The organism is Paenibacillus sp. S-12 (assembly GCF_030363895.1).
In the GTDB taxonomy this organism is placed as follows: Bacteria; Bacillota; Bacilli; order Paenibacillales; family Paenibacillaceae; genus Paenibacillus_B; species Paenibacillus_B alvei.
In genome coordinates this window covers 550,533-563,240 of record NZ_JASIUF010000005.1, presented here as the reverse complement: position 1 = coordinate 563,240, position 12,708 = coordinate 550,533, and the positions used below count along the sequence as shown (strand labels likewise).

The 12,708-nt window shown below is 46.6% G+C and carries 11 protein-coding genes; all 11 read right to left on the bottom strand.

What is annotated here, in order from left to right; genetic code table 11:
- Window positions 1-4: 4 nt before the first annotated feature.
- The 11 genes from fliF to sucC all read right to left on the bottom strand — a co-directional run bounded on the left by fliF (window position 5) and on the right by sucC (window position 12,336).
- Window positions 5-1,591 carry a flagellar basal-body MS-ring/collar protein FliF gene (gene fliF, locus NO352_RS05415; protein WP_005550598.1) on the bottom strand — a complete coding sequence of 529 codons (1,587 nt, stop codon included), beginning with the start codon at window positions 1,589-1,591 and terminating at the stop codon, window positions 5-7.
- A gap of 40 nt (window positions 1,592-1,631) precedes the next feature.
- Window positions 1,632-1,946, bottom strand: coding sequence for a flagellar hook-basal body complex protein FliE (gene fliE / locus NO352_RS05410; protein WP_005550599.1), 315 nt, complete (start codon window positions 1,944-1,946; stop codon window positions 1,632-1,634).
- Window positions 1,947-2,002: 56 nt separating this feature from the next.
- The gene (flgC, locus tag NO352_RS05405) at window positions 2,003-2,455 is read right to left on the bottom strand and encodes a flagellar basal body rod protein FlgC (protein ID WP_005550600.1); all 453 of its coding nucleotides are present in this window, start codon (window positions 2,453-2,455) and stop codon (window positions 2,003-2,005) included.
- Window positions 2,456-2,463: 8 nt separating this feature from the next.
- A complete protein-coding gene (gene flgB, locus NO352_RS05400) occupies window positions 2,464-2,868 on the bottom strand; it encodes a flagellar basal body rod protein FlgB (protein WP_005550601.1) in 405 nt (134 codons plus the stop codon).
- 330 nt (window positions 2,869-3,198) lie between these two features.
- Complete coding sequence (gene hslU, locus NO352_RS05395; RefSeq protein ID WP_005550602.1) at window positions 3,199-4,599, bottom strand: ATP-dependent protease ATPase subunit HslU; 1,401 nt, start codon at window positions 4,597-4,599, stop codon at window positions 3,199-3,201.
- Window positions 4,600-4,632: 33 nt separating this feature from the next.
- Window positions 4,633-5,175, bottom strand: coding sequence for an ATP-dependent protease subunit HslV (gene hslV / locus NO352_RS05390; RefSeq protein WP_289355037.1), 543 nt, complete (start codon window positions 5,173-5,175; stop codon window positions 4,633-4,635).
- An 81-nt stretch (window positions 5,176-5,256) separates the two neighbouring features.
- Complete coding sequence (gene trmFO / locus NO352_RS05385; protein WP_268622120.1) at window positions 5,257-6,582, bottom strand: FADH(2)-oxidizing methylenetetrahydrofolate--tRNA-(uracil(54)-C(5))-methyltransferase TrmFO; 1,326 nt, start codon at window positions 6,580-6,582, stop codon at window positions 5,257-5,259.
- A gap of 195 nt (window positions 6,583-6,777) precedes the next feature.
- A complete protein-coding gene (topA, locus tag NO352_RS05380) occupies window positions 6,778-8,871 on the bottom strand; it encodes a type I DNA topoisomerase (protein WP_040736674.1) in 2,094 nt (697 codons plus the stop codon).
- A gap of 32 nt (window positions 8,872-8,903) precedes the next feature.
- Window positions 8,904-10,019: a DNA-processing protein DprA gene (dprA, locus tag NO352_RS05375; RefSeq protein ID WP_262866858.1), complete on the bottom strand. Its 1,116-nt coding sequence runs from the start codon at window positions 10,017-10,019 to the stop codon at window positions 8,904-8,906.
- A gap of 189 nt (window positions 10,020-10,208) precedes the next feature.
- Window positions 10,209-11,150, bottom strand: a complete 942-nt coding sequence (gene sucD / locus NO352_RS05370) for a succinate--CoA ligase subunit alpha (protein ID WP_005550607.1) — start codon at window positions 11,148-11,150, stop codon at window positions 10,209-10,211.
- 25 nt (window positions 11,151-11,175) lie between these two features.
- Window positions 11,176-12,336, bottom strand: a complete 1,161-nt coding sequence (gene sucC, locus NO352_RS05365; protein ID WP_040736770.1) for an ADP-forming succinate--CoA ligase subunit beta — start codon at window positions 12,334-12,336, stop codon at window positions 11,176-11,178.
- Window positions 12,337-12,708 lie beyond the last annotated feature (372 nt).

The window sequence follows — 12,708 nt, the reverse complement described above, 5'->3', positions numbered from 1 at the left end:
CCGCTCACCTCGATTCCTCTACTAGCCATGTGCGCAGCAATTTAACAAATTCATCCGGTTTCTTCTTCGCTAGCGATTCCAGTTGTTTACGTACTTGATGTTCGCCTGTCAAATTCTCCAAATCAATCGAAGGAAGCTCGATTTGAGACGCGCCGGACATTTCGGACTCGTAATATTCTTCTTCCTCTTCTTGTCTGCGTTTGCGAACGACCGCATAGGTAATTCCTCCTGCTACAGCTAGTAGTCCGAGCGCACCCGCACCATACCATACCCAGGTCGGAATCGATTGTTTATCAGACGCAGCTCCATCTTTAGAACCATTTTGCGTCATGACTGAAACTTTTTGCGTCAAGTCAGCGTCTGTATAAGTAACACCTGAATCTCTTAATTGAGTGGCAACGATACTGCGCAGCACCTTCTCAACCTGCTGCACACGATCTTGCTGCATTCGATCGGAGTCAATTGCCGCATGAATGGTTAAATCTTTAACCGCATACGGACTTGCTTCAATCGTGTTCGATATTCGATTCACATCGTAATTGGTCGTACGTTGGGATTTCTCGGAGTTCGTCTCTCCGCCGTTAGATGCAGAAGGATAATTCGTCACTTCTCCATCACCCACGCCAGCAACACCACTTTCAGGTGAACCTTTGCCTGTATGGGATTCCTGCATTTCCTGTACGCTGATTTCAATCCCTTTTATCTCTTCCTTATTTACAGGCTCGACAAGATCTTCTTTCTTGTGGATTTTGTCGAAATTCAATTTGGCAGAGACAAGAATATGAACCTGATCAGCAGGGAATTGCCCGTTCAGGAACTGTTGTACCGTCATGCGAATATCATTTTCGTACTTACGTTGAATTTTGAGCTGCTCATCGACTTCACCGAGCGCATTTTTCCCGTTGCCGCCAACAGAACCCGAAGCGAAGAACATGCTCTCATTGCTGGAAATCGTAATATTATCAATTGGTAAATGTGGAACAGCGGTTTTTACTAGATTAAAGTATCCATCTACTTCTGCTTGGTTCGGTTGATAACCGCTTTTAAAGCTAAGCACGATGGATGCCGATGCCTGTTCCTGATCGGGTGTTGCAAATACCGTTTCTTTAGGAAGATTGACGATTACTTTTGCATCTTGGACACCTTGCATTTGACGCAGTAACCGTTCGACTTCTCCGTTCAATGCGTTCTTGTATCGAACGTCAAATACATTGTCGGTCATTCCACTCATCAAGCCGTCTGCACCGAATGATTCGAAGCCGATCGATCCATTCTTCACAATCCCTTGCGCACCGACATCTACCTTTACTTTTGCAGCCGAGGTGCTCGGGACGGATATTTGGCTTCCATTGGAACTTAATTGATACGGAATGTTGTTCGAATTTAAATACTCAATGATTCCAGCCGCATCATTCGCATTCAAGTCGCGAAATGCGAGTTCATACTCGGTTCTAGAAAACAAATAAGTCATAATGACTGCAGCTACTAGAACAAGACCTATTGTCGACAGAAGCAATGCTTTTTGCTTCTTGCTGAATTGATTCCAATACCGAGATACTTGTTCACGATACTGGGTCACTTTTTCATTCACTTCACGTCACCCCACCAAAACTATGTAAGACAGCACGCTGTTACAATTGCATGCGCATAACATCCTGATATGCTTCAACGACCTTATTGCGCACTTGAGTAGTCAGCTGCATGCCGAGTAGCGCACGCTCCGAGGCGATCATGAGTTGATCGACATCAACTTCACCCAGTATAAATTTGTCATTCATTGTCTGGACTTGCTGTTCTTGTCCTTCAAGCTGCTGGAGTGCATCTGCAAAGAAAGTACCGAAAGACTTTGTTACTTCTGCTGGTGAATTCTGCTTCAGTCCTGCAGTGGCCGTGGTAGACGTGGCCGGCTGAGCCATATGTATTGGGAGCATTGTATTTTGAATCACCCTTATTCCTCCTTATCCGAATGAGTCGGCAGATTTTTGTCGAATAATAGCGAAGATTACCCTTTGCCGATTTCGAGCGCCTTCATAACCATTGACTTGGAGGCATTGAGCGCTGTTACATTAGCCTCGTATGACCGCGTAGCCGAGATCATGTCGACCATCTCCTTCGCCATATCTACGTTAGGCATAGATACATAACCATTTTCATCGGCATCCGGATGAGTAGGGTTATAAGCGATCTTGAAAGCCGAGTTATCTGATTTAATTTGAGAAACCTTCACCCCGCGTGCTGTCGGTTCTCCCTTCATCGCAGCCTCAAAGGATTGCTGGAAAGTTGGTTCTGTAGGAGACATTACCACTACCTTGCGACGATAGGGCGTGAACTTTCCGTTGACATACTGTGCACGCGTCGTTTCCGCATTCGCAATATTGGAGGAGATCACATCCATCCGCAATCTTTGAGCAGTTAATCCTGACGAGCTAATTTGAAAACTGTTGCTGATCTTCATATTATCGGTTACCTCCTAACATCCATAGATGTTCGCATCATGTTGATATGATGGTTAAGCTGTTGGATAAATGTGTTATAACGCAACTGGTTCTCGGCCTGCATCGTCATTTCACGGTCCATGTCGACGTTATTTCGATTATTCCCCATCACCGTAGCCTCGTCGCGAATCATCTGCATCGGCGGCGTCGATTGAGAAGGTCCAATATAGAAGTGTTTCTCATTCGTCCGGCGACCAATCAATGTACCGCCCTCCATCTGATCTCTCAGGAGTGATTCAAATTGCACTTCCGAGCGCTTAAAGTATGGCGTATCGACATTCGCAATATTGTTTGAAATTGCGTTTTGTCTTGCTACGGAAGCTTGAATGGCACCCTCTAGCCGTGTCATGTGCACGCCATTCAATAAGTCCACAATAATCCCTCCTTTAGTTGTTTAAATTTTTGACTATATAACTATACCACTTCTTTCGACGTTTCTCCTTCTTTTTTCGACAAAATATTCGTTTTTGTGCATAAGTCGAAGGACGCATGTGCAAAATTCGCCTTTATTCATTCAAATCGTTAAATTTATGACAGAAGAAGATAATTAACGCCATACCTATCATCTTAAACTTTGGGTTATAACACAATAAGAAAAAAGCCCTATCTTTCGTCCGAAAGTCAGGGCTTTTTCTGAATAGTTTGTCGAACATTTTGAGAGGTCTATTTTTCAGTAACATTTGTCACACTTTGTCGTAATCATTTAGAGAATATATTGACTCAAGTCCCGGTTCTGAGAAATATCTGCAAGCTTTTCACGCACATACTCCGGTGTTATTTGGAATTGCTCCAATGTCAGCTCCGGAGCCTCGAAGGATAAGTCCTCAAGCAGCTTCTCCATAATGGTATGAAGCCTTCTTGCACCAATATTCTCCATGTTTTGGTTAACCGTTGCTGCAATTCGGGCAATTTCTCGGATGGCTTCATCTGAAAACTGAATTTCAATGTTCTCGGTTTTCAGCAATTCGACATATTGCTTCGTCAGGGCATTTTTCGGCTCCGTCAATATGGAAACAAAGTCATCCAGAGATAGATTGTTCAATTCGACACGAATCGGGAATCGTCCCTGCAATTCAGGAATAAGATCAGACGGCTTAGCGATATGGAACGCACCTGCTGAAATAAACAGCACATAATCCGTCTTTACAGGCCCATACTTGGTCATGATAGTAGAGCCTTCTACAATCGGCAGAATGTCACGCTGTACCCCTTCTCTGGATACATCCGGGCCAGAGCCTCCCCGCCCGCTGGAAGCAATCTTGTCGATCTCATCAATGAAGATGATGCCAGATTGCTCCGCACGTCGAATGGATTCCTGAATAACATCGTCCATATCAATCAATTTACCCGCTTCTTCTTGTGTTAAAACCTTACGCGCTTCTTTAACCGTCAACTTACGCTTTTTCATGCGCTTAGGCAGCAAATTGCCAAACATCTCCTGCATGTTCATCCCCATCTGTTCATTGCCTTGTCCAGACAGAAAATCAAGCATGCTTGGGGCATTTTCCTCTACATCAATTTCAATCATGTCATTTTCAAGCTGACCAGACAGCAATTCAAAGCGAACTTTGCGACGTTTTTCTTGTATTCCTGGGTCTGGCTCCTTCTCAGGGGCAGACTGTTCTTGATTTTGCTGACCGAACAGCATCTCGAACGGATTGCGTCCGCTTTTATTCGATTGTGGTGCGGGAACGAGCAATTCGACAATGCGTTCATTAGCCATTTCTTCCGCTTTATCCTTCACCTTCTCCGTACGCTCCAGCTTTACCATTCGAATCGAGGTTTCAACCAAATCTCGTACCATCGATTCGACATCACGGCCGACATAGCCTACTTCTGTGAATTTCGTCGCCTCCACCTTTACAAATGGTGCATGAACAAGCTTAGCCAAGCGGCGGGCAATCTCCGTCTTCCCTACACCCGTAGGCCCGATCATTAAGATATTTTTTGGAACAATCTCATCCTGGATACTCTCGTCAAGCAGTCCGCGGCGATATCGGTTGCGCAGTGCAATCGCAACGGCACGCTTCGCGTTCTTCTGACCTACAATATACTTATCCAATTCAGTAACGATTTGTCGCGGTGTCCACGCTTGTTGATTCATTACTATCCCTCCGCTCCGGCTGCCTTACGGCTACTAAATTTGTTCAATCACAATATTATCATTCGTATATACGCAAATCTCGCTTGCAATCTTGAGTGCAGCTTCTGCCATTTCTTTGGCTGTCATATTCGGAGAGTGACGCTTTAATGCACGTCCAGCAGCAAGGGCAAATGATCCGCCAGACCCAATTGAAATGACATCATCATCGGGCTCAATGATTTCTCCCCCACCCGAAATAAGCAGCATGTGGGACGCATCCATGACAATCATTAATGCTTCTAATTTGCGAAGCACGCGATCCTGGCGCCAATCCTTTGCAAGTTCAACTGCTGCACGCTGCAAATTGCCGTGATGCTCCTCCAGCTTGCCCTCGAACTTCTCAAACAACGTAATAGCATCCGCCACAGATCCCGCAAATCCAGCAACCACCTGACCGCGATACAAGCGTCGCACCTTGCGTGCATGCTGCTTCATTACCATATTGTTGCCAAAGGTCACCTGACCATCGCCAGCAATCGCAGCAGCACCATTATGTCTTACTGCACAAATCGTTGTTGCATGAAATGAATATTCCACTCTCCTCAGCCTCCTGCCTCATGAAAGCGCAAAGGAACCAGACATGCACAAAACGGCCGCTGCTTCCTTACACTTCACCAATTATTTGATGTGGATGCCATTCTCTTCCTGAAATGCACGCAGCGTATCAAGCGCACGGTGTGCGATGGCTTCGTTCTTTTCTTTTTTGTTGCGAATACGAGTCTCCAGCGGCGGGAACAAACCAAAGTTCGCATTCATTGGCTGGAAATGCTTAAAGTCTGCAGTTGTAATGTAGTTCGCCATACTTCCCAATGTCGTTTGGTGCGGCAATACAAGACAAGCTTTCCCTGCAGCATAACGTGCTGCATTTATGCCCGCAATTAATCCCGACGCAGCAGATTCTACATATCCTTCTACCCCTGTCATTTGACCAGCAAAGAACAAAGATGGACGGCTCTTAAATTGATAAGTCGGCTCAAGCAGCTTCGGCGAATTAATGAACGTATTGCGATGCATTACACCATAGCGTACAAATTCGGCCTGTTCTAAGCCTGGAATCATGCGGAATACACGCTTCTGCTCTCCCCACTTCAAGTGAGTCTGGAAGCCAACCATATTGTACAGTGTGCCTGCTGCATTATCCTGACGGAGCTGAATAACGGCGAAAGGTGTTTTGCCCGTTTTCGGATCAATAAGTCCGACAGGTTTCATCGGTCCAAACAGTGCCGTCTGCTTGCCGCGGCTCATCATGACCTCAATCGGCATGCACCCTTCAAAATAAACTTCTTTCTCGAATGTTTTTAGTTCAGCCTTCTCCGCTGTAATGAGTGCTTCATAGAATGCATTGAACTCTTCTTCATTCATTGGGCAATTCAGATACGCAGCTTCTCCTTTATCATAGCGGGAAGCCAAGTATACTTTATCCATGTCGATTGTATCTTTATCAATGATGGGCGCTGCCGCATCGTAGAAGTAGAAGTACTCCTCACCCATCAATTCTTTAATACGTGCGGATAAAGATTCGGATGTCAAAGGCCCAGTCGCAATAACAGTAATCCCATCTTCAGGGATATCACTTACTTCCTCGTTGCGAACCTCTACAAGCGGGTGCTCCTTTAACGTATTTGTGATTTCATCCGAGAAGCCCTCACGGTCAACCGCAAGTGCACCACCGGCCGGCACGGCATGCTTATCTGCTGCACTCATAATAAGTGAGTTCATATAGCGCATTTCTTCCTTCAACACACCTACTGCGTTGCTTAAACCATTAGCCCGCAGCGAGTTGCTGCACACCAACTCTGCAAATCGTCCCGTGTGATGCGCAGGCGTCTGCTTGACAGGTCTCATTTCATATAGTGTGACAGGCACGCCTTGCTGCGCAATTTGCCATGCCGCCTCGCTTCCCGCCAATCCTGCTCCAATGACGGTTACTCTAGGCTGATTCATTTATTGATATCCCCCTCAATTGTATGCAAAAGCATTGATCGCGGCCCTTAGAACAAGCAGCCGCGATGCAGAGCTAACTATTATTATCATAACTCTGTCCGTCTCGTATGAAGACAACGGCCAGAATAACTGCAGCGAAGCTCGGCATATTACACAGCATGGTCATATCCACTTTATGTGTATGCCAGCAGCTCCTTATTCATCCTCTGAATCTTCTTGCACTTGTTCTGTATGATCGCAACTTGTACAGAGCAGTTTCGTTCCTTGCTTGCTCCGCTTCTCAATCATCATGCTGCCGCAAGAAGGACACGGCTTCACAGACGGACGATCCCACATCACATGATCGCATTCTGGATAACGGTCACATCCGTAGAAGACGCGCCCCTTCTTGCTGCGGCGCTCTACGAGCTTACCCTCGTGGCATTTCGGACAAGTAACTCCGGTATCCTTTACGATAGGTCTTGTATTGCGGCACTCCGGAAAGCCCGAGCAAGCAAGAAATTTCCCGAAGCGACCCATTTTATATACAAAATGACGTCCGCACTTCTCACAAATCTCGTCGGATACTTCATCCTCGATCTCGATTTCCTTCATTTCCTCTTCCGCAACAAGCAGGCGTTTCTCGAACGATTCATAGAAATCAGCAAGCACTTTCACCCAATCCTGCTGCCCTTCGCCAACATGATCCAGATCCTCTTCCATGTGGGCGGTAAATTCCACATCCAGTATTTCTGGGAAAAATTCTTCCATTAACTGAATGATGAGCTCGCCCAATTCCGTTGGAACGAATTTCTTTTCTTCAATGGCTACATATCCACGCTTCTGGATTGTTTCCAGCGTAGGCGCGTATGTACTCGGACGTCCAATGCCAAGCTCTTCAAGTGTCTTAACCAATCTAGCTTCTGTGTAACGTGGAGGCGGCTGTGTAAAGTGCTGCTTCGGTTCAATTTGCTCGGTCTTCATGCTGTCTCCAACTGCAAGCGGAGGAAGAAACTTGTCATCCTCAACCGTGCCATCATCGTTGCCCTCTACATAAACCTTCATAAAGCCAGGGAAGCGGATCTTGGATCCATTCGCACGGAACGTAGCTTCTCCAGTCTTAATATCTACCGTCATCGTATCCATGATGGCCGATGTCATCTGACTCGCTACGAATCGTTCCCATATGAGCTTGTATAAGCGGAGCTGGTCACGGCTTAAGTAAGATTTCATCTCATCAGGACTACGCATTATCGAAGTCGGTCGAATCGCTTCATGGGCGTCCTGTGCATTCGCAGATTTCTTCACATATTGCCGTGGCGTCTCAGGCAAAAACTCGTTGCCATATTGGTCTTTGATGTACTCGCCAGCCTCTTCCTGCGCAGTCTGAGAAATGCGCGTTGAATCAGTACGCATATACGTAATGAGACCAACCGTTCCTTCTTTGCCAAGGTCAACCCCTTCATACAGCTGTTGGGCAACCGACATCGTCTTCGCCGCACGGAAATTCAGTTTGCGAGCAGCCTCCTGCTGCAATGAGCTGGTCGTAAACGGTGGCGAAGGGTGGCGGAGACGTTCTCTCTCCTTCACTTCATGGACGACAAATGAACTGCCCTTAATTGCTTGAAGAACTTCATTAACCTCAGCTTCGTTCGAAAGTTCTCTCTTCTCCCCATTCATGCTGTAGAACTTAGCATCGAATGAAGATTTGCCTATGTTCAATCGTGCTGTAATTGTCCAATACTCTTCGGGTATGAACGCGCTGATCTCATTTTCCCGGTCGATGATCAGTTTGACTGATACAGACTGTACACGTCCAGCGGACAGCCCTTTCTTCACCTTTTTCCACAAAAGCGGACTTATCTTATAACCGACCAAACGGTCAAGGATACGTCTCGCTTGCTGTGCATGAACGAGGTCCATATTGATTTGACGCGGGGTTTTGAACGCATCCTTCACCGCTTGCTTCGTAATTTCATTAAATACGACTCGGCAAGCTTCAGACTGATCCAACTCGAGAGCGTGTGCTAGATGCCATGCAATCGCTTCTCCTTCACGATCGGGGTCAGCTGCGAGATACACTTTTTTGACTTTCTTCCGGGCATCCTTCAATTCTTTCAGGACACTGCCTTTACCACGAATCGTTATATACTTGGGTGCAAAATTGTCCTCAATCTCGACGCCGATTTGACTCTTCGGCAAATCGCGAACATGCCCCATTGATGCTTTCACTATATATTTGCTACCTAAATACTTCCCAATTGTCTTGGCCTTCGCAGGTGACTCGACAATTACTAGTGAATCCGCCACAGGCGCATCCTCCTCTCCAGCATACTGCACTCTCATTCCGAGCTATATACGGCTCCAAGGCCTTCTCGGATTCGTTTTTTTAATTGTAAGGATAACAAAACTTCATGGAGTTGCGCAAATGTAGTACAACTGCGCTGCATTAAGTCATCTATTGTACTGTCCTGCTCACAGATGAGCTCGTAAATGCGCTTTTCTTCTTCTGTTAGGGATTGTTCCCCTATTGCGTCGACCGTTTCATTATTGTACGACGAGGGGATCGTTGTCAACCAACCTTTGAATTCTTCCACAATATCACTAGTCGAACGGATCATTTTAGCCGATCCTTCATACAGCAGCTTCAGTGTCCCTGCCGACTTCGGAGATGTAATCGGTCCAGGAACCGCGAATATCTCCCGATTGGACTCCAATGCCATATCTGCCGTAATCAATGCGCCGCTGCGCAAATTAGCCTCCACAACGACCGTTCCCAAGGACAATCCTGCAATAATTCGATTGCGGCGAGGGAACATTCCCGGATGTGTCTTCATACCGAGAGGGTACTCGGTTATGACAATCCCATTGTCAGCAATTCGACCTGCCAATCCCCGATTCTCCGGCGGGTACACTTGATCGAATGACGTTCCCATCACTGCGATTGTCTTGCCATATTTGAGAGCGCCTTCATGACTGGCCGCATCAATTCCTTTCGCTAATCCGCTAACGACGTGAAGGCCCATTCGACTCAACTGCTCTCCCAGCGTTGCTGCTACCTTCTTGCCATATGATGTAGGTGTTCGCGTTCCGACGATACTGACGGAAGCTTCCCCTAGGCATGTCCAATCCCCTTTACCATATATGACCCAAGGATATTGAGCGGTTTCCCTCAATAATAAGGGGTACTGGGCGTCAATCGCCGTCCTCCATTCAATACCGTGCCGCTCTATGATATCAAGTCTCTGTTCAAGATGCTCGGAACGAAACTGAGCTGCCAGCCTATCAGCTATATTCGGCTTCATACCAAATTCTTGCCATTGAGAAGAAGGGCGATCCAGCCAATATTGCAGATCGTTGGGCCCTATTCTATCCATCAAGTCACGTATCGTGTGCCATCCAATTCCTTCCGCTTCATGAAGTGCAATTATGATTTGACTTATTGTCCATTGGCTCATCGCATTCTTTCCCTTCATTAAAAAAGAAGCGCGATTCCGCTCCCCTTATTTTGCTTGAGATAGTAACAGATTGCAAGTGTCAACCCATTCATTTTGAAATTCATAGAACTTTAATTTGCAAAACAAAATAAAAAAGCAACCTTTATACACGTTTCCGTGTCGTAAAGGTTGCCTACCTTTGTAAATAGATTAGGAGTTGACTACATGAGTCTTGCAGGATTCAAGCAGTCCCCGTTCTTCTAGTACAGCAACAAGTGTACTGCCCATTTCTGAAGGTGTTGGAGCTACCTTAATACCACATGCCTCCAGCGTTGCAATTTTCTCGGCGGCAGTTCCTTTGCCTCCTGAAATAATGGCTCCTGCATGGCCCATACGCTTGCCTGCGGGCGCTGTTGCCCCACCAATGAATCCGACAACTGGCTTCTTCATATTATCACGGATCCATTCTGCTGCTTCTTCCTCAGCAGTCCCGCCGATTTCACCAATCATAATAACAGCATGTGTGTCCGGGTCTTCATTGAACAAGTTCAGGATGTCGATGAATTCGGAGCCTTTTACTGGGTCTCCTCCAATACCAACAGCTGTTGATTGACCGATACCTCGTGTCGTTAATTGATGTACCGCCTCATAAGTGAGCGTTCCGCTTCGAGAAACGACACCTACATGACCTGGAGCGTGAATATATCCTGGCATAATCCCGATCTTGCATTGTCCAGGTGTGATGACACCAGGGCAGTTCGGACCGATAAGACGTGTGCGCTTGCCCTCCATGTATCGCTTAACCTTAACCATATCCAATACAGGGATGCCTTCCGTGATGCAAATTACAAGATCGAGATCCGCGTCTACTGCTTCCATGATTGCATCTGCTGCAAATGCTGGCGGTACGTAGATAACACTTGCTGTTGCGTTAGTTGCTGCCTTGGCTTCTACTACCGTGTTGTAAACAGGAAGTGTGACCACTTCTCCGTTATCAAGCGTAATATCAACCTTAGTTCCACCTTTGCCAGGGACAGCGCCAGCCACCATCTGGGAGCCATACTCCAGTCCGCCCTTCGTGTGGAACATGCCTGTAGCACCCGTCATATTTTGCGTAATAATCTTGGTATGCTTATCAATTAAGATACTCATTGACTCTCATCCTCTCGTCCGTGAATTATTGAACCAATGCGACAATTTTCTGCGCACCGTCTGCCATTGAATCGGCTGCAACAATGTTCAATCCAGATTCATTCAGAATGCGCTTGCCGATCTCCACGTTCGTACCTTCCAGACGGACGACGAGCGGCCGATCAAGACCAATTTGCTTCGCTGCTTCCACAACACCGTCAGCAATGACATCACAACGCATAATACCGCCGAAAATATTAACGAAAATTCCTTTTACATTTTCATCCGACAAAATAATCTTGAATGCTTCCGTTACTTTCTCCGTAGTAGCGCCGCCACCTACATCAAGGAAGTTAGCTGGTTCGCCGCCGTAATATTTAATAATATCCATCGTGGACATCGCAAGACCGGCACCGTTAACCATACAGCCGATATTGCCGTCGAGGGCGATATAGCTCAAATCGAATTTGGAAGCTTCAATTTCCTTCTCATCCTCTTCATCCAAATCGCGCAGCGCTTGAATGTCCTTATGGCGATACAGCGCATTGGAATCGAAGTTCAGCTTCGCATCCAATGCCATGACCTCTCCGTCACCAGTTACAACGAGCGGGTTGATCTCTGCAATCGAGCAATCCTTATCTACAAATGCTTGGTACAGGGCAATCATAAATTTAACAGCCTTGTTGACCAGTTCGGCCGGAATATTGATTGCATACGCGAGCTTGCGCGCTTGGAAGACTTGCAGACCAACCGCTGGATCGATGACTTCCTTCACGATCTTCTCCGGTGTTGCTGCAGCAACCTCTTCAATTTCCGTACCGCCTTCTTCAGACGCCATCATAACGACGCGACCTGTTCCACGATCAACGACTACACCAACATAATACTCTTTCTTAATGTCACAGCCCTGTTCGATCAACAGACGCTTTACTTCCTTGCCTTCCGGACCTGTTTGATGCGTCACGAGCACTTTGCCAAGCAATTCCGTCGCATATGTACGCACGTCATCCAAGCTCTTCGCTACCTTCACTCCGCCTGCCTTACCGCGGCCACCTGCATGAATTTGCGCCTTGACGACGACGATTGGAGTGCCCAATTCCTCAGCTGCCTGTACGGCTTCGTCTACCGTGAACGCAACCTTCCCTTCTGGAACAGCAACGCCATATTGCTTCAATACACTCTTGCCTTGATACTCATGAATATTCATCGTGCATCCCCCTATCCGATCGTTAGCCTCATGGGCTGTTTCCGACTTGAAGCCGAGGTTGTAGGACAACAGCATGCCTTGCCCGCTCCTGCAGCTACACCTCGCGGCGCGTCCGTGAACTTGGGGAACCGCTTCCGCCGCTTCGCCACCGTTAATCACAATAACGGAAAATATATACAATCCGAACACATTGTATCATGAATTTAAAACGCTTTCCTCTCATTTTCGTCAAGAAAGTACATTTTTTTGATATTGATATCATCTCATTTTGAGATTAATAGGGAATCTCGACATTTCCTAAAGGGAAAAATTGACGTTGTAATTGGGCAGAGCTATAATACACAGTACATGCTCTAATAGACTTACTACATG

What these genes read in the sequence shown, in the direction of transcription:
- sucD (WP_005550607.1), bottom strand. Translation starts at nt 11,150, where the DNA reads ATGAGTATCTTAATTGATAAGCATACCAAGATTATTACGCAAAATATG.
- sucC (WP_040736770.1), bottom strand. Translation starts at nt 12,336, where the DNA reads ATGAATATTCATGAGTATCAAGGCAAGAGTGTATTGAAGCAATATGGC.
- dprA (WP_262866858.1), bottom strand. Translation starts at nt 10,019, where the DNA reads ATGAGCCAATGGACAATAAGTCAAATCATAATTGCACTTCATGAAGCG.
- hslU (WP_005550602.1), bottom strand. Translation starts at nt 4,599, where the DNA reads ATGAATCAACAAGCGTGGACACCGCGACAAATCGTTACTGAATTGGAT.
- trmFO (WP_268622120.1), bottom strand. Translation starts at nt 6,582, where the DNA reads ATGAATCAGCCTAGAGTAACCGTCATTGGAGCAGGATTGGCGGGAAGC.
- flgC (WP_005550600.1), bottom strand. Translation starts at nt 2,455, where the DNA reads ATGAAGATCAGCAACAGTTTTCAAATTAGCTCGTCAGGATTAACTGCT.